The organism is Candidatus Pantoea floridensis (genome assembly GCF_900215435.1).
Lineage (GTDB): Bacteria > Pseudomonadota > Gammaproteobacteria > Enterobacterales > Enterobacteriaceae > Pantoea > Pantoea floridensis.
This window is the reverse complement of record NZ_OCMY01000001.1, coordinates 2,172,966-2,190,495: the sequence shown is the minus strand read 5'-3', so window position 1 is coordinate 2,190,495 and position 17,530 is coordinate 2,172,966. Positions and strand designations below refer to the sequence as shown.

General features: G+C 55.7%; 16 protein-coding genes. 7 read left to right on the top strand and 9 right to left on the bottom strand.

The genetic code is table 11. The features are described 5' to 3' along the window. Nucleotides 1–7: 7 nt before the first annotated feature. A complete protein-coding gene (prlC, locus tag CRO19_RS10245; RefSeq protein ID WP_097095739.1) occupies nt 8–2,050 on the bottom strand; it encodes an oligopeptidase A in 2,043 nt (680 codons plus the stop codon). Between the two features lie 216 nt (nt 2,051–2,266). After that, nucleotides 2,267–2,692, bottom strand: coding sequence for a YuaE family lipoprotein (locus tag CRO19_RS26235; protein WP_320204472.1), 426 nt, complete (start codon nt 2,690–2,692; stop codon nt 2,267–2,269). A 310-nt stretch (nt 2,693–3,002) separates the two neighbouring features. Here CRO19_RS26235 and CRO19_RS10235 point away from each other — a divergent pair, with 310 nt between their 5' ends. Together CRO19_RS10235 and CRO19_RS10230 are read left to right on the top strand one after the other, a co-directional pair. Further along, the gene (locus CRO19_RS10235; RefSeq protein WP_097095738.1) at nt 3,003–3,845 is read left to right on the top strand and encodes a 23S rRNA (adenine(2030)-N(6))-methyltransferase RlmJ; all 843 of its coding nucleotides are present in this window, start codon (nt 3,003–3,005) and stop codon (nt 3,843–3,845) included. A gap of 37 nt (nt 3,846–3,882) precedes the next feature. Beyond that, a complete protein-coding gene (locus CRO19_RS10230) occupies nt 3,883–4,695 on the top strand; it encodes a CPBP family intramembrane glutamic endopeptidase (protein WP_097095737.1) in 813 nt (270 codons plus the stop codon). Here the strand turns inward: CRO19_RS10230 and rnz are convergent. Next, nucleotides 4,692–5,603 carry a ribonuclease Z gene (rnz, locus tag CRO19_RS10225; RefSeq protein WP_097095736.1) on the bottom strand — a complete coding sequence of 304 codons (912 nt, stop codon included), beginning with the start codon at nt 5,601–5,603 and terminating at the stop codon, nt 4,692–4,694. The two genes, CRO19_RS10230 and rnz, sit on opposite strands and share 4 nt — an antisense overlap. A 249-nt stretch (nt 5,604–5,852) precedes the next feature. On the opposite strand from rnz, the gene gorA reads away from it, so the two are divergent. Next, the gene (gene gorA, locus CRO19_RS10220; RefSeq protein ID WP_097095735.1) at nt 5,853–7,205 is read left to right on the top strand and encodes a glutathione-disulfide reductase; all 1,353 of its coding nucleotides are present in this window, start codon (nt 5,853–5,855) and stop codon (nt 7,203–7,205) included. A 338-nt stretch (nt 7,206–7,543) separates the two neighbouring features. Next, nucleotides 7,544–8,476, top strand: a complete 933-nt coding sequence (locus tag CRO19_RS10215; RefSeq protein WP_097095734.1) for a nucleoside recognition family protein — start codon at nt 7,544–7,546, stop codon at nt 8,474–8,476. Between the two features lie 72 nt (nt 8,477–8,548). Here CRO19_RS10215 and CRO19_RS10210 read toward each other — a convergent pair whose 3' ends face one another. Further along, nucleotides 8,549–9,565, bottom strand: a complete 1,017-nt coding sequence (locus CRO19_RS10210) for a zinc-dependent alcohol dehydrogenase family protein (RefSeq protein ID WP_097095733.1) — start codon at nt 9,563–9,565, stop codon at nt 8,549–8,551. Nucleotides 9,566–10,032: 467 nt separating this feature from the next. Here CRO19_RS10210 and CRO19_RS10205 point away from each other — a divergent pair, with 467 nt between their 5' ends. After that, nucleotides 10,033–10,401 (top strand): helix-turn-helix domain-containing protein, encoded by a 369-nt coding sequence (locus tag CRO19_RS10205; protein WP_097095732.1) that lies wholly within the window; start codon nt 10,033–10,035, stop codon nt 10,399–10,401. Between the two features lie 74 nt (nt 10,402–10,475). Here the strand turns inward: CRO19_RS10205 and CRO19_RS10200 are convergent, their stop codons facing one another. Then, nucleotides 10,476–11,297: an SDR family oxidoreductase gene (locus CRO19_RS10200; protein WP_097095731.1), complete on the bottom strand. Its 822-nt coding sequence runs from the start codon at nt 11,295–11,297 to the stop codon at nt 10,476–10,478. Between the two features lie 95 nt (nt 11,298–11,392). On the opposite strand from CRO19_RS10200, the gene CRO19_RS10195 reads away from it, so the two are divergent. Beyond that, nucleotides 11,393–12,295, top strand: coding sequence for a LysR family transcriptional regulator (locus tag CRO19_RS10195; RefSeq protein WP_097095730.1), 903 nt, complete (start codon nt 11,393–11,395; stop codon nt 12,293–12,295). A gap of 95 nt (nt 12,296–12,390) precedes the next feature. Then, nucleotides 12,391–13,308 (top strand): bestrophin family protein, encoded by a 918-nt coding sequence (locus CRO19_RS10190; RefSeq protein WP_097095729.1) that lies wholly within the window; start codon nt 12,391–12,393, stop codon nt 13,306–13,308. A gap of 88 nt (nt 13,309–13,396) precedes the next feature. Here CRO19_RS10190 and CRO19_RS10185 read toward each other — a convergent pair whose 3' ends face one another. The 4 genes from CRO19_RS10185 to CRO19_RS10170 form a co-directional block, all read right to left on the bottom strand. After that, the gene (locus CRO19_RS10185; RefSeq protein ID WP_097095728.1) at nt 13,397–14,293 is read right to left on the bottom strand and encodes an alpha/beta hydrolase; all 897 of its coding nucleotides are present in this window, start codon (nt 14,291–14,293) and stop codon (nt 13,397–13,399) included. A gap of 247 nt (nt 14,294–14,540) precedes the next feature. Further along, nucleotides 14,541–14,888: a hypothetical protein gene (locus CRO19_RS10180; protein WP_097095727.1), complete on the bottom strand. Its 348-nt coding sequence runs from the start codon at nt 14,886–14,888 to the stop codon at nt 14,541–14,543. 26 nt (nt 14,889–14,914) lie between these two features. After that, nucleotides 14,915–16,264, bottom strand: a complete 1,350-nt coding sequence (locus CRO19_RS10175; RefSeq protein WP_097095726.1) for a cation:proton antiporter — start codon at nt 16,262–16,264, stop codon at nt 14,915–14,917. 54 nt (nt 16,265–16,318) lie between these two features. Then, nucleotides 16,319–17,527, bottom strand: coding sequence for an MFS transporter (locus CRO19_RS10170; protein WP_097095725.1), 1,209 nt, complete (start codon nt 17,525–17,527; stop codon nt 16,319–16,321). Nucleotides 17,528–17,530: the final 3 nt, after the last annotated feature.

The window sequence follows — 17,530 nt, the reverse complement described above, 5'->3', positions numbered from 1 at the left end:
AGCCGGTTTATCCCTGAATTCCGTAATGTTCCAGCATCGCATCCAACTGCGGCTCGCGGCCACGGAAGCGCTTGAACAGCTCCATAGGCTCTTCAGAGCCGCCGCGCGTCAGGATGTTATCGAGGAACGATTGCCCGGTCTGACGATTAAAGATGCCCTCTTCTTCAAAGCGCGAATAGGCATCGGCCGCCAACACGTCGGCCCACAGATAGCTGTAGTAGCCGGCAGCGTAACCGCCCGCGAACACATGGCTAAAGGCGTGTGGGAAACGTCCCCATTCCGGGCTTGGCACCACGGCAACCTGCTTCTTCACTTCGCGCAACGTTTCGAGGATTTGCGCGCCTTTCGCCGGGTTAAACTCGGTGTGCAGACGGAAATCGAACAGGCCGAACTCCAGCTGACGCAGGATAAACAGCGCCGCCTGATAATTTTTTGCGGCCAGCATTTTATCCAGCAATTCTTTCGGCAGCGGTTCGCCAGTTTCGTAATGGCCGGAGATAAATGCCAGCGCGTCCGGCTCCCAGCACCAGTTTTCCATAAACTGGCTCGGCAGCTCGACGGCATCCCACGGCACACCGCTAATGCCAGATACGCCCGGCGTTTCGATGCGCGTCAGCATATGATGCAGGCCGTGACCAAATTCGTGGAACAGCGTGATCACCTCATCATGGGTGAACAGCGCCGGTTTGCCTTGTAACGGGCGATTGAAGTTACAGGTTAGATACGCCACCGGCTTCTGCAGGCTGCCGTCGGCTTTACGCATCTGGCCAACGCAGTCGTCCATCCACGCCCCGCCACGCTTGTGTTCGCGCGCATAGAGATCGAGATAGAAGCTGCCGCGCAGCTCGCCGCTCTCATCGAACAGATCGAAGAAGCGTACATCCGGATGGTAAACATCCACATCCTTACGCTCTTTCGCGGTGATACCGTAAATGCGTTTTACCACCTCAAACAGGCCACTCACCGCACGCGCTTCCGGGAAATACGGGCGCAGTTGCTCGTCGCTAATGGTGTAGAGATGCTGTTTCTGTTTTTCGCCGTAGTAGGTCAAATCCCACGGATTCATTTCGTCGACGCCGAACTCTTTTTTGGCGAAAGCGCGCAGCTGAGCCAGCTCTTTTTCACCCTGCGGACGTGCGCGTTTAGCGAGATCGGTGAGAAACTCAATCACCTGCGCCGGGTTTTCCGCCATTTTGGTGGCCAGCGATTTGTCAGCGTAGGAGTCGAAGCCCAGTAGCTGAGCCAGTTCGTGGCGCAGCGCCAGCTCTTCCGCCATAATCGGGCCGTTATCCCATTTGCCGCCATTCGGGCCCTGATCGGAAGCACGGGTTGAATAGGCGCGGTACAGCTCTTCACGCAGCGCAGCGTTATCGCAATAGGTCATCACCGGCAGATAGCTTGGAATATCCAGCGTCAGCAGCCAGCCCTCTTGCTCTTTGGCTTCAGCCTGCGCTTTGGCTGCAGCCAGCGCGCTCTCCGGCATACCCGCCAGATCGGCTTCATCGGTCACTAGCTTGCTCCAGCCCATGGTGGCGTCGAGCACATTGTTGCTGTAAGTCGAGCCCAGCTCGGACAGGCGCGCAGCGATTTCGCCATAGCGCTTCTGTTTCTCTTTATCGAGACCGATACCGGACAGCTCGAAATCACGCAGGCTGTTATCCACCGCTTTCTGCTGCGCAGTATCGAGGCCCGCGTAGCTCTCGCCCTCTTTCAGGTTGCGATATGCCTGGTACAAACCTTCGTGCTGGCCAACCCAGGTGCTGTACTCAGACAGCAGCGGCAGCGTTTGTTCGTAAGCTTCACGCAGTTCCGGGCTATTTTTCACCGAATTTAAATGGCTAACCGGCGAGAACAGGCGACCTAAGCGATCGTCAACTTCAGCCAGCGGCTGTACCAGATTTTCCCATGTGTAAGGCGCGCCTTGCGCCACAGCGCGTTCTACCGCGGCACGACAGTCGTTCAGCGCTTCGGTAACCGCAGGAACCACATGTTCAGGTTTGATGGCAGAAAACGGGGGAAGCGTAAAAGACGTGAGTAACGGATTGGTCATAAGCGCAGTCCTTTCATGATGGAGTTGAGGCGCGAGTACTCGCGCGACGCAATCTACCTAACATGCGGCTTGATAGCATGAAAATCAATGCCGCTAAGGATGGACCGGCGAAGAAAAGCTCGCCACAAGGCGAGCTGAAGCGTATTTGAGCGAAGAGGGATAGGAATCGCGTTGCATAGCGCTATCCACACCGACAACGGGCAATCAATGCAGGTGTTAGCCAGCCTGACGAATAATCAGTTGTGATAGACGGTTTTTAATACGGAAGCACAACTCACGCGCCTGGAACTGATAACGTGGCATCACTAAATCATTAATATCTGCGCCAATCGATTGTTTAATTTGCAAATATTTATGGGTTTGTGCGTCAATTTTCTGCAGTTCCGCATTGAAATTGGCATATGACACCTTGCTATAAAGACGCATAGCATCCAGCTCTTTACGGCACTGCTCCATGTTGCCTGAAAGGCCATCGGTCAATGGCGCAGCCTCAGGTTGAGCGGACGGTGAGACCACAACGGATGTCTCTTGTCCTACTGGAGTATTTTGCGCAACAGGCTGTGCTGCCGCAGCAGGCGGCGTGACCAGGCTTTGCACGGGTTGTGGTTTCGCGCAGCCGGTAAGTGCCAACAGACTTGCCATTGCGACACCCGTTATTTTATTCATCATTTTCACCAGAAGTTGTTAAAGGTGCTTTAAGCAAAAAAATCTCCTGCCAGAAACACCTGGCATTTCACTTCTGCGCGTTGAATTGCAGCGAAAATTCGCGTACTGGACAATGGCATGGCAAAAATTTCCCACAACAAAACGCATCGCAAGCCGCTATAACGACACCTGGTCATAAAACTTAAATCACCCACGAAACGTCAGCAATTTTTACCCAGCGCGGCTATAATCGCGCCACACACGATGTATAGACTCCCTTTGATCCAACCGCGGACCCCTCTTTTTTATGCTGAGTTATCGCCACAGTTTTCATGCCGGCAACCATGCCGACGTGCTGAAACATACCGTTGAAAGCCTGATCCTCACCGCTCTGATGGAGAAGGAAAAACCTTTTCTCTATCTGGATACGCATGCTGGTGCCGGACGTTACCTGCTCAGCGGTGAGCACGCCGAGCGTACCGGTGAATATCTGGAAGGCATCGGCCGCATCTGGCAGCAGCCGGATGTGCCTGAGCTGCTGAAGCCGTATCTCTCGGCGGTGCGTAACCTTAATCCGCATGGCACCTTAAAGTATTATCCCGGCTCACCGTTAATTGCCCGCTTCCTGCTGCGCGAAGAGGACAAAATGGAGCTGACCGAGCTGCACTCCAGCGATTATCCGCTGCTGCGCACCGAGTTCAGCAAAGATGCCCGCGCGCGCGTAGCGCGTGGCGACGGTTACCAGCAGCTGAAAGCCAAGCTGCCGCCGCTGAGCCGCCGCGGTCTGATTCTCATCGATCCACCGTATGAGATGAAAAGCGATTATCAGGATGTGGTGAAAGGTATTCAGGAAGGCCACAAGCGTTTCGCCACCGGCGTGTTCGCCCTGTGGTATCCGGTTGTCATGCGTCAACAGATCAAACACATGATCAAGGACCTGCAGGCCACCAATATCCGCAACATTCTGCAAATTGAGCTGGCAGTGCGTCCAGACAGCGATCAGCGCGGCATGACGGCTTCCGGCATGATCGTGATTAACCCGCCGTGGAAGCTGAAAGCGCAAATGGAAGAGCTGCTGCCGTGGCTGCATCAGAAGCTGGTACCTGCTGGTACCGGTCACTTCAGCGTCACGCAAATCGTGCCAGAGTAGGTTCGCGTAGCGCCGTCAGCCAACAAGGACAATTACCATGTGGATCATTCTGGCTGGCGCGCTTGCTATGCTGTCGCCCGCCAAACGTTTTTCCGTACTGCTGCTCACGCTGGCCACTATTCTGGGTTTGTTTCAGGATGTGCTGGATTGGCCGGCGATGACGCTACTCGGCGCCATCGCCGTTATCGCGTGGGTTCGCGTCGAAAACAGCGCACGCTGGATTCAGCTGGTCAGCGAAGCCCTGCTCGTTGCCATTGCCGTCGGGCTGTTTCTGCACTTTTTCCCCGGTTTCAACAATCCGCGTCAGATAGAAGATGTGCAGGCCGGACCGCTTAGTGCGCCCTTCAGCTTCTCATATAACTTCGATAAGGCGCTGATTCCGTTTGTGTTGCTCATCTGTTTGCCGCAGCTGTTTCGCACCAAGGCCGCTCCACCGCGCTACAAGATATTGTGGCTGGCGCTGCTGGCGGCGATTCCGCTGCTGCTCTATGTCGCGGTGCAGTTGGGTGGCCTGGCCGTTGAACCCCATTGGCCGGAATGGTTGGGCAGTTTTGTGCTGGCGAACGTGTTCTTCGTTGCGCTGGCGGAAGAGGCATTCTTTCGCGGCTATCTGCAACAGCGTTTGCGCCAACACATCGGTGCCGTAGCTGCATTGTTGCTGACGTCGCTGCTGTTCGGCTTGGCACACTTTCCCGGCGGGCCGTTACTGATGATTTTCGCCACCCTGGCCGGGCTGATTTACGGTCTGGCGTGGCAATGGAGTGGACGCCTGTGGGTCGCCACCGGCGTCCATTTCCTGTTCAACATGACGCATCTGCTGTTTTTCACCTACCCGGCGTTACAGCACTAAACCTCGAATACCGCGAAATCATGTGCCAGCTCGGTCGCAGCAAACACCGACTGGCACTCCGCCAGCAGTTTCTCCCGATCCTTTGACAGATAGCGCGAGCTGAAATGCGTGGCGATCATCCGCTTTGCTCCTGATTGTTTTGCCACTTCAGCCGCCTGAACGGTAGTTGAGTGGCCGCGCCCGTTGGCTTTTTCAACCAGCGCCGCCTCCAGCGTGGTTTCATGCACCATCACATCCGCGTTGGCGGCCAGCTGCAGCGCGACCTCGGTGGGCGCAGTATCGCCAAATATCGCCAACACTTTACCTTTGGTGGCCGGCCCCAGATACTCCGCGCCGTTGATTTCCCGACCATCGTCCAGTTGGATGCGTTTGCCCGCTTTCAAATCCTGATACCACGGCCCGCGCGGTACGCCTTCGGCTTTGAGGCGTGGCGCATCAAGGAAGCCCGGCTTGTCGTGCTGCTCAATGCGATAGCCGTAGCACTCAATCACATGATTCATCGGCCAGGCGGTGACGCGGAACTCGCCATCATCCAGCACCAAACCGGCTTCAATCTCGACAATTTCCAGCGGATAAGAGGTGTATGAGCCGCTTAAGCTGAGCGCCGTCTCAATAAATTGCCGAATACCTTTGGGACCGTAAACCGTCATGGGATCAAGGATGCCCGCCATCGAACGGCTGGTGAGCAATCCCGGCAGGCCAAAGATGTGGTCGCCGTGCAGATGGGTGATAAAGATTTTTTCCAGCTTGCCCGGCTTGAGCGCCGAGCGCATGTACTGATGCTGCGTTGCTTCACCGCAGTCGAAAAGCCAGGTTTCGCCGCGTTTCGACAGCGTCAGCGCAATCGCGGTGACGTTACGTTGCAGGCTGGGCGCACCGCCGCCGGTGCCGAGAAAAGTCAGTTGCATATTCATTTCCTTTTGACGAGTAGCACCCGTCATAATTCATGTTGCAGGAAGGCGGCAAATCCTTTAATCCCCAGGAGCATAGTTCACTATGTGACTGGGGTTAAAGGATGCAGCCAACGCGCCTGCGGCTTGAAGTATGGCGGGTTTCGGGATTCAACCCTATTACATTCATAGGTGCAATCTTTGCGCGCCTCACGCCTCAAGCGTTAAACTCTATGCCAATTTTCTTCCAACAGATGGACATAACGGATGACCAGACATTTTGACTACCTCGCCATCGGCGGCGGCAGCGGCGGTATCGCCTCGATTAACCGTGCTGCGATGTACGGCCAGAAGTGCGCGCTGATTGAAGCGAAAGAGCTGGGCGGCACCTGCGTCAACGTCGGCTGCGTACCGAAAAAGGTGATGTGGCATGCGGCGCAAATCGCTGAGGCTATTCATCTTTATGGGCCAGATTATGGTTTCGATACCACGGTAAATCGTTTTGACTGGTCAATTCTGGTGAAAAACCGCAGCGCCTACATCGATCGCATCCACAGCTCATACGATAACGTGCTGGGTAAAAATAAGGTTGAAGTGATCAAAGGCTTCGCGCGCTTTATCGATGCCAATACCGTGGAAGTGAACGGCGAAACCCTCACCGCCGATCACATCCTCATCGCCACCGGCGGTCGTCCAAGCCATCCCAACGTGCCGGGCGCGGAATACGGTATCGACTCTGATGGTTTCTTTGAACTGGATGCATTGCCGAAGCGCGTGGCGGTTGTGGGTGCGGGTTACATCGCCGTGGAGCTGGCCGGCGTGGTGAATGCGCTGGGCGCAGAAACCCACCTATTTGTACGTAAGCACGCGCCGCTGCGCAGCTTCGATCCGCTGATCGTCGATACGCTGGTTGAGGTGATGCAGGCAGAAGGTCCAACGCTGCACACCGAATCGATTCCGAAAGCGGTGATTAAAAACGCCGACGGCAGCCTGACGCTGCAGCTGGAAAGCGGCCACGAGCAAACCGTGGATTGTTTGGTGTGGGCGATTGGCCGTGAACCGGCAACCGATAATCTCAATCTGGCGGCAACCGGCGTGAAGCTCAACGACAAGGGCTATATCAACGTTGATAAGTTCCAGAACACGAACGTCAAAGGCATTTATGCAGTTGGTGATAACACCGGTGCGGTTGAATTAACGCCGGTTGCGGTGGCGGCAGGTCGTCGTCTTTCTGAGCGCCTGTTTAACAACAAGCCGGATGAGCATCTGGATTTCAGCAACGTACCGACCGTGGTGTTCAGTCATCCGCCGATTGGTACCGTAGGATTGACCGAACCGCAGGCGCGCGAGCAGTACGGCGACGATCAGGTGAAGGTGTATAAATCCTCCTTCACCGCAATGTATACCGCTGTCACCCAACATCGCCAGCCGTGCCGCATGAAACTGGTGTGCGTAGGTGCGGATGAGAAAATTGTCGGCATTCACGGTATCGGCAACGGCATGGATGAGATGCTGCAAGGCTTCGCGGTAGCGCTGAAAATGGGCGCCACCAAGAAAGACTTCGATAATACCGTGGCGATTCACCCCACCGCGTCCGAAGAATTTGTGACGATGCGTTAATATTTCTCGCGGCAAATAACAGCCAGCCATTTATCAGGCTGGCTTTTTTATATCTGCAATTTAAATTCCATTTTCTTCACTACTCAACCATCCAGGCAAAAGATAAGATTTATTCCTTTACGGGCAGCCCCTTGCTTAATGCTTTTTCACTCGACATATGAATACCGATATCTCATAGCGCATATTCCGTAGCGGCGCGATTTATCGCGCAATGAATTGCGTCGCTACGGAAGGTGCATTCATTGAGGTTGGTGTGTCACTGAACGTCTTTAGGCACTACTTTGCCTATTTAAATATTTTTTCGGGGACAACGGTGTGAACACAGGTCTGAATCTGGCATGAATATTATCGATATCATTATGTCTGCGGGCAAAGCCTCAGTGGACGTTGCGCTCTACACCTTAATTCCCATTATGGTAGTGATGTTATTCATCATGAAATATCTGGAAGTCAAAGGTCTGTTGGATTTTGTGGTGCAGCATGCCACGCCGCTATTAAAACCGTTCGGTATTACCGGGCTGGCTTTTTTTGCCATGATTCAGCTTAATTTCGTCAGTTTTGCCGCCCCGCTGGCGGCGCTGGCGATTATGGAAAAGCGCGGCACTTCCGATCGTCATATGGCTGCCACGCTGGCAATGTTATTTGCCATGGGCCAGGCCAGTACCTTCTATCCACTGATTCCGGCGGGATTGCACTGGAGCACGGCGCTGATCGTCTCCATCTGCGGTGGCGTACTCGCGGCGGCAGCCACCTATCACCTTTTTGGCCGCAAACTCTCTGATGCCGCACTGCTCAACGAGGATGAAGCCGTCACCCATCAAGAAAGCAAAATCGGGCTGATTGGCATCATAAACAGTGCCGGTTCCGATGCCATTCGCCTGGCGATGGGTTCACTGCCGATGTTAATTATTTCGTTATCGGTGGTGGGTATTTTAAAAGAAGCGGGCGGCATCGAAATGCTGACGCGCCTGCTCTCGCCGCTGCTGGATAAGCTGCACATTTCCGACGTCTACATTCTTCCAGCGCTGACAAAATGCCTGGCGGGCGGCACCGCCTATTACGGCGTGGTGGCGGGACTGGTGGAGAAAGGCTTATACAGCGCCCATAACATCAACGCCTCGGCAGGTTTGTTGATTCAAACCTTCGATCTGCCCGGCATTGGTATTTTCCTTGGCCTTTCAAGCCGCTTCCCGCGCCTGTTCCGCTTCGCCGTTCCCGGCATTCTGCTCGGTATCGCCCTGCGTGCTACGGTACACGCCATCCTATTCTGAGTCTTCATGGCGCTGAATATCCTCTTCAGCACCCTGTGATCAATAACATGCTACTTCACGGTGGTTATGGTTTTACCACTCCACCGTAATTTTGCCGAAATGTCCCGCGCTCTGCTGATGCTTAAACGCTGCCGGGAGATCGCTCAGTGAACCGTAGCTATCGCTGATCACTGGCCGGATATCGTTCTGCTCCAGTGCGCGGACAAAATCCTGCTGCTGGCGGCTATGGCCGACAATCAGCCCCTGAATACGCGCCTGTTTTGCCATCAATAATGAGGTGGGGATCACGCCTTCAAAGCCGGTAAGGACGCCAATGAGCGCGATATGCCCACCAACACGCACCGCCTCAATCGACTGCGCCATGGTGCCAGGACCGCCAAGTTCAATCACCACATCCGCGCCCTGGCCATTGGTTAACTGCTGTACCGCTTTGCCCCACTCCGGCGTGCTGCGATAGTTAATGCCCGCATCGGCACCCAGCTCACGCGCGCGCGCCAGCTTTTCGTCGGAGGAGGAAGTAACAATCACGCGGGCACCCATTGATTTAGCGATCTGCAACGCGGTAATCGACACTCCACCGGTGCCGAGCGTAACGATCGTATCACCCGCTTTGATCTGCGCATCGCCCACCAGCGCACGCCATGCGGTGAGCCCCGACGTGGTGATGGTCGCCGCTTCTGCATGGCGCCAACCGCGCGGTGCCAGCGTGAAGTGCTGCGCCGGACGTACCACCACCTCGGCAGCAAAGCCGTGCGCACCGTCGCCCGGCGTTTGAGTGAAATTGCCCACCTGGCTCAACGGCAACCCATCCTGCCACTGCGGGAAGAAGCATGACACCACATGATCGCCCGGCTTAAATTCAGTAACGCCCGCGCCCACCTCTTCCACCACGCCTGCGCCGTCCGCCATCATAATGCGGCCATCGGCGGTAGGTATCGATCCATCCGCCACCAGTAGATCGTGGAAGTTCAGCGACGTAGCGTGGATCGCTACACGGATCTCTCCCGCGCCAGGTTTGCCGGGATCGGCAAGATCGATCAGCTGCAGGTTTTCTAAGCCGCCGGGATACTTCAGGATCATCGCTTGCATGTTAGAACGTCTCCTTGAGTCATAGGATTGAGCGGATTGGTCGCCATAAATGGCGACCCTACTCTGACCGGTATAGGGTGCACATTCATGCGCACCGGGCAAAATGCATAATGGCTGAGTTTGGCAGCTATCTGCAGATTCCGCCTAACATCCTATGCGGTTGAGCTAAGCAGGTTAGAAACGTAGCAACGTAATCCATATCTATATTTCTATTTTAAATATAGATAATTTTCCGTCCTAAACATCTATAAAAATTGCCAATATAGGTAAAAAAACCTATTGTTATTATCTCCAGTGAAGGAGGTTGTTAACAATGTGAGGTAAGGGAATGCCAGAGCTACATTGGCGCAAAGCGGCTATGAAGCAGATGCAGGGTATTGCAGACGCTAATGAAAGGAAGAAGCTGAAACAGAATATCCCCTTATTTTTCAAAATATTAAAACGCAAAATACTGGAACATAAACCCTATGATCGAATTTATCACTGACAGCGCCGGAAATCGTAAAGCGGCAATCGTCCCCATAGAGTTGTTCGAAAGGCTGACTCGCAATTCTGATTTGCCTGAATTATGGGAGTCAGTTTCTTATGAAGCCGGGAAAAATGACGATGCCATGATCCCTGGCGACGTAGTAAACATTGCGATTGAAAAAGGTGTCACTCTTCATGCCGCATGGCGTATTTATCGCAAACTGACGCAAAAGCAGGTTGCTGAATCAATGGGCATCACGCAAGCGTCTGTCTCTGCGATGGAAAAAAGCGAAAAACCACGTGAGTTTAATCTCGCCAGACTTGCGGAGCTTTACGACTGCACGCCTGAACAACTTACTGATGATTAAATAAAAAGCCGGGAATACCGGCTTTTTTGCGAGTAGCTGCTAAGGGTATTCGCATGTTGTTATAAATTATGCGATTACACGTCCGCGCCGAATGCCACATCGCGCTGCGCGCGCAGCTCCGCCAGACGGCTTTCCAATGCCGCTTCTATGTGCTGATAAGCGGTGCTGCCAAGCGCCAGGCGCAGCGGCATGCTGGGCTTATCAAGCGTCTCAATCATCGCCGTTACGCATTTCCCGGCGTCACCGGCAATGGTGAAATCACCGGATAAAATCGCACGGCGCAGCTGGCCTGAGGCGTTATCGCGGTATACCTCGAGCGCGTCAGCGATATCCAATCCTGTAGCAAAATTCGTCGCCGTTGGGCCCGGCTCCACCAGCAGGAAATCAATGCCGAAGCTGGCCACTTCCTGACGCACCGCCTCGACAAATCCCTCAATGCCCCATTTGCTGGCGTGATACAGGCTGAAGTTGGGATAAGCCACCTGGCCGCCTTCTGAAGAAATCTGCGCGATACGTCCGCCGCCCTGCTGGCGTAACAGGGGAATGACGGCGCGAATCAGCTGGATAGAACCGGTAAGATTGGTGGCGATCTGGCGATCAATCTGCGCATCACTCAACTCTTCCGCCGCGCCGAACAGGCCGTAGGCGGCATTGCTCACCACCACATCAATGCGTTCGACCGCCTTAAAAGCATCCGCAATGGTGGGCGCAATACGATCGGTTTGCGCCAGATCCAGCGCAACAATCTGCAGCTGCTCGCCATAGGTTTGCTGCAGATCGGCCATCGCCTGTTCGCGACGTATGCAAGCCAGCACGCGATCGCCACGCGCCAGTAAACGTTCACTCATCAAACGACCTAGCCCGCTGCTGGCGCCGGTAATTAACCAGGTTTTCATGTTGTGCTCCTCCTATTGAAAACCTGATGGTAGATCGCTTTACTGGTGGAGATAATCTACCTAATCGCGTATGACCCGGTGAGGAAAAACCACCAATGAAACGACCTTCGTGGCACGAGCTGCAAGCCATCAAAACCCTTGGTGAACAGCGCAGCTTTCGTCGTGCCGCCGAGCAGCTCGGATTAAAGCGCTCTTCGCTCAGCCATCTGGTGAAAACGCTGGAGCACAATCTGGGCGTTCAGCTGTTTCAGCGCACCACGCGCAGCGTGTCGCTCACCGATGCCGGGCAGCAGCTACTGGATCGACTCTCGCCGCTCTTGAATCAGATGGATGAGGTGCTGCACGACATCTCAGCCAGCCGCCAACAGCACTACGGCACGTTGCGCATCAGCGCCAGTGATGCCTCGATCGGTTTGCTGTTGCAGCACGTAGTGGCGGAATTTAGCGCCCGTTATCCCGATATCCAGCTCGATTTCGCCGCACAAGGCGCATTGGTGGACATCACCGCCGCCGGTTTTGATGCCGGAATCAGGCTACTTGAGGATGTACCGCAGGATATGGTGGCGGTTCCGCTCGGTGGTCCGCTGACGTTTGTCACCGTGGCAGCACCGGCTTACCTGGCGCTGCACGCGCCGATTAAGCATCCCCGCGATCTGCTGCGGCAGCAGTGCATACGCCAGCGCTTACCCAGCGGCAAACGTTATCACTGGGAATATGCGCAGGCGGCAGAAACGCACGAAATTGATGTGCCCGGCACGCTCACGCTGGACAGCAACGCGCTGATGGCGCAGGCCGCCCTTGCCGGGTTAGGCATTGCTTATGTGCCGTCGCTGTATGTGGAAAAAGCATTGCGCAGCGGCCAGTTGGTTGAACTGCTGGCCGATTGGCGAGTGCAATCAGCGGGGATTGCGCTGTGGTTCCCGCCCAACCGCCACCAATCCATGGCGCTGCGGTTGTTTATTGATGCGTTGAAAGTCAGCTTGCCGCGCATCTCATGATTCGGTCTTAAAAAAGCGTCAGCAATGGCGTTGATTCCGCCGTGCTGACCGGCGTACCCTAACGCCACAAAACCTAAAAAATACACCATCGCAAAATGATCGTACGTCCCCATCAACACTGGTTTATCCGGCTGTTTGACTGGCATGGCTCGGTGCTTAGCAACATCGTGTTTCGCCTGTCGCTCAATCTACTCATGTCGCTGATCGCTATCTTTGGCTATCCGTGGTATTCGACCCTCGGCATTCACCTCACCACCGCGCCTTTTAGTTTGGTCGGGGTGTCGATCGCCATCTTCCTTGGTTTTCGCAACAACGCCAGCTATGCGCGTTTTATCGAAGCCCGCCACTTGTGGGGTAACTTGCATATCACCGAGCGTTCGCTGCTGCGGCAAATTAAAAGCATTCGCGGCATCCGTGAAGAACAGGTGCGGGAATTTACCGGCTTGCTGCTGGCGTTTAGCTGGAGCCTGAAACACCGCCTGCGTAAAACGCCGGTGCAGGCCGATTTGCAGCGCCTGCTGCCCGATAACTGGCACAGCGCAGTGCTGAATCATCCTATGCCTACATCGCAGGTTTTATTGTGTTTGAGCACCTGGCTGGCGCAGCGCCGCGATGAAGGGGACATATCGGATATTATCTGGCAGAGCATTGATGAAAATCTCAATCAGCTGTCCACCATTCTGGGCGGCTGCGATCGCATCGCCAACACGCCGATTCCGTTTGCCTACAGCCTGATCCTGCATCGTACCGTGTATCTGTTCTGCACGCTGCTGCCGTTCGCGCTGGTGGCGGATTTGCATCTGATGACGCCGCTGGTGTCGATGTTTATCTCCTACACCTTTTTGTCACTGGAAGCGCTGGCGGAGGAGCTGGAGCACCCGTTTGGCACCGCGCCGAACCATCTGCCGCTTGATGCGCTGTGCGTTAATATCGCACGCGATCTGAAAGCGATGAATGGCGAACGGTCGCTACCGGAACCGTTAGAGCCGGATGCGCATTTTAATTTGACGTGATGTTTCTGGAGATCTGTAGGGGCGCCATTTATGGCGACCGTCCCCATGCACGCACGAATCATGATGACGCCATTTATGGCGACCAGGGTTAACTCAGATTATCCAGCCAGCGCACATAAGCCTGATCCCACAACGCGGCTGGCGTGCCCGCTTTACCGAGGCCGAACCCGTGTCCGCCTTTGCTGAGCTCAATCAGCTCAACCGGCACGCGCATGCGGCGACAGGTATCCCGCATGATTTCAGTGTTATGAGGATTGGAGGTGTGATCGTCTTCGGCCTGCGCGAGGAAGGTCGGTGGATAGTGCCGCGTGACGTAGTTTTGCACTGACCAGTTGGCTTCCTGCGTTGGCGTGGCGTTATTGCCAACCAGCATCAGGTGGGTGTTGGTGTGCTGATACGGCGCTTCAAGGGTGATCACCGGATAAATCAACCCCACGCTATCGACGTTAGGCGTGACCTGATCCAGCGGATCTTGCGCCGGATACGAGTCGAAATTCGGACGCGCCGCCGCCATGCCGAGCAGATGCCCACCGGCAGAAAAGCCCAGCACGTGCACTTTGCGCTCCATCGAACGCACCAGGCGAATCGCCCGTTGTGCATCCTGCAGCGGTGCCAGATTGCCCGCCTGCCACTTTTCGCCCGGTAAACGGTAGCTGAGGACATACACGGTGTAGCCGTTTGCATTCAGCCAGCGCGCTACCGGCCAGGCTTCGCGCCCCATACCGATAAAACGATAGCCGCCGCCCGCAGCGACGATCACCGCTTCGCCGTTGGGATTTTCCGGACGGAAACGCTGAATGGCGGGGGAAACGATGTTGGTCCAGGAACCGTACTTGTTCACTTTGAGCAAACCTGAAGGGCCGCCGCCGCCTGGCGGATCGTCGGGCCACAGCGGAATGACGTCATCGCGAGCAAACAGCTTGCCCGTGGTCATGGAGAGAACGGTTGCTCCGGTAGCCAACAAAAAGTGACGACGTGTAATCATCTTGCCCAGTGTCAGTATGCAAAAAATGCCAGCTATAAAAGCTGAATCTCATTATGTGATGCGTGTCTTATTTCAACGCTGGCGATTATGTACGTAAATCATACAAAAAAGCCATAAAAAAACGCGCCTGATAAGGCGCGAGCTTTTTCGAATAACCTAAATAATTCGAGCGGCAGCAAGGCGGCAAGTACGTGACAGGGGTGAACGAACGCAGCCAACGCAGCTGCCGCTTGAAGTATGACGGCTATTAATCTTGCTGCTGGAACTGGGTCATCACCGTTTGCTCACATTGCGATTGATCGTGGCGCAGCTTTCCGCGTTCATCCTCGCCCAACTCCAGCCAGGCGCTAATCACTTCCTGCGCGATTTCTTCATTAAATTCCGGTTGCTGTATCGCCGATGACGACTGGCTGGCCGCGAGCTGCGACTTCATTTTCTCGGTGTAACCATCCAAATCGCTGGTCTTCTTTTCGCTACTCACCAAATGACACAGCTGGCTGGCATAAACATTTTCTTCCTGATTATTATCACCGTCGGCGGCCAGCGCGCTGGCGGACAGTGACAGCCCAACGAGGGCGAGTAATAACGCTTTCATAATAGGCTCCAGTAATTTCCAATAAATCAGTTTTCATTGTGCTCTGCGCGGGCGGCCTGGCGGGCGGCACGCCAGTTAAGCAGCGGCGTCACCGTCACGCCGTGCAACACAATGCTGCACACCACCAACGTCAGCGCCATATCCACCATCTGTTCTGCCTCGGGGCCGCGCATACCGTGCACCCATGCATAAGCAATATAATTGATACTGCCGATGCCGCGAATACCCAGCCAGCCAATCAGCAGCCGTCGCATCAGCGGAATGTCGCAGCGCCAGGTGGTGATCCACACCGCCAGCGGGCGCACCACGACAAACAGCAGCAGCGCCAGGCCAATACCGGTGAGATTCCAGTGCTGTGCCAGCGTAATGCCCAGCACCACCATCATGCCCGCCGCCAGCAGGCGTTCGATAGTATCACCAAAGGAGAGCGCATCGCCGATCACCAACCCGACCGATTTCACCATGCCGCTACTGCCTTGCGCCAGGCGCTGGCCGGTATTCACGCGGGCTTCTGCTGGCAGGAAACGCTCCTCTTCTGACATCTCATCTTGTGGATAGTGCTTCACCACGCGTAATTCCGCGCGCCGCAAGCCCACGCCTGCGGCAAACGTGGCGAGGAAGCCCGACGCATCCACCGCCTGCGCGGCGGCGTAGCTCAACGCAATCAACGCAAGGGCGAACAGATCGTTGGGTGCTACATCCTGATTGGCGGTGCGTAAATGCGTTGCCAGTTGGCCAATCAACCAACCCAATGCGAAGCCAATCCCGAGGCCGCCGCCCATGGCCCAGAGCGTATCTTTGGCGAACCATTCACCGAATGAGGAGAGCGTCAGCGCGCCCGGCTGCAGCATGATCATGGCCAGCATCAGCAGCGGCAGCGCTGAGCCATCGTTCATGCCCGCTTCGCTGGAGAGCGCCACGCGCAGTGCGTCGTCATCGCGCGCATCGTTCACCGAAATCAGGCTGGCAAGCACCGGATCGGTCGGCGCCACAATGGCGCCAAATGCCAGCGACAGTGCCCAATCAAAGCCGGTGATCCAGTGCACCAACACCGTCATACTGCCAACGGTCAGCAACATCGCCGGAAACGCCAGCCTGACGCCGATGCGCCATGCGTGCGCGTTGAGCGGCAAACGCAGCTTAAGCCCGGTGATAAACAGCGAGGCGGCCATGGTAATTTCAGTGATGTGCGCGGCGAGGTTGGCGTGACCGATGATATCGACTTGCAGCAAGTTGAGCATCCACGGACCACACAGGATGCCGGCGAACAGATAGAGACCAAATGAGGTCACGGGCCCACGGTGAATCCAACCGGAAGCCAGTGACATAAGAAGTAAGAGACCGCCGGTGGCAGCGGTCCAGGCCAGGAAATTCATAACGCTCCGTTTTTAAATCATATTCTTCCTTTAAGCCTGGCACATGTTAGGCGATCAGTTTTTCAGATGGCGGCTCGCAAGGCGAATCATCAGGGCAAGCGCAGCGGCGAGCGTGGAGAGCGCTACCACGCCGGTCCAGCCCCAATGTGCCAGCGCCAGGCTGCCGAGCGCCGCGCCGGTTGCCATACCGATGAAAACAACGGTAAACATTAAGGCGTTAAGACGGCTGCGTGCTTCCGGCGCCAGGCTGTAAACCAGGGTTTGATGCGCTACCAGCGTAGCCTGCACGCCCAAATCAAAACCGATAGTGCTGATGATAATCAGACCAAGCTGTGCCGGCATCGGCAACAGCGGCAGCAGGAACATCAGCGCGAACGACACCATCACCAATGTGGCGCCGTACTGCGTCACACGCGCAGGGCCGATGCGATCCGCCACGCTGCCAGCTAACGGCGCCGCTAAGGCCCCTGCCGCACCGGCCAAGCCGAACGCACCAGCGACGGCGCTATCCAGATGGAATTTGTCGCTTAGCATTAACGCCAGCGTTGACCAGAAGGCGCTAAAGCCCACCGATAACAAGCCTTGCGCCAGCGCAGCACGGCGCAGCGTTTGATGGTGCTGCCACAAATGCGCCAGCGACAGCAGCAAACGCGGGTAGCTCACCGACGTTCCCGGCGTGAAGCGCGGTAATACGCGCCACAGCGCGACGCTAATTAACAATACGGCCACCGCCGCCACCATATACATGGTGCGCCAGCCGAAATACTCTGCCACCACGCCGCTCACCACGCGCGAAAGTAAAATGCCGACCAGCAATCCCGTCATCACCGTGCCCACGGTTTTACCGCGGCTGCGCTCCGGTGCTAACGCCGCCGACGCCGGAACGATATCTTGCGCCACGGTGGCCGTTAAGCCGGTGACAAAGCTGGCCATCAGCAAGGCGTTCAGCCCCCCTGAAAAGCCGCACAGTAGCAAAGCGGCAACCAGCAGCAAGCCTTTGACTAAAATGATGGTGCGACGATCGTGGCGGTCGCCGAGCGGTGCCAGCAACAAAATGCCCAGCGCATAACCCGCCTGCGTCAGCATCGGCACCATGCCAACGCTGCCAATGCCGACGTTAAACTGTTTGCTGATGATATCCAGCATCGGCTGGCTGTAGTAAATCGATGCAACGCTAAGGCCTGCACCGGCAGCAAGCGTAAAGACCAGCGGTGCGGGCAGTTTCTCCGCCGTGATGACTGAAGATGATGACATGGCTGACATAGT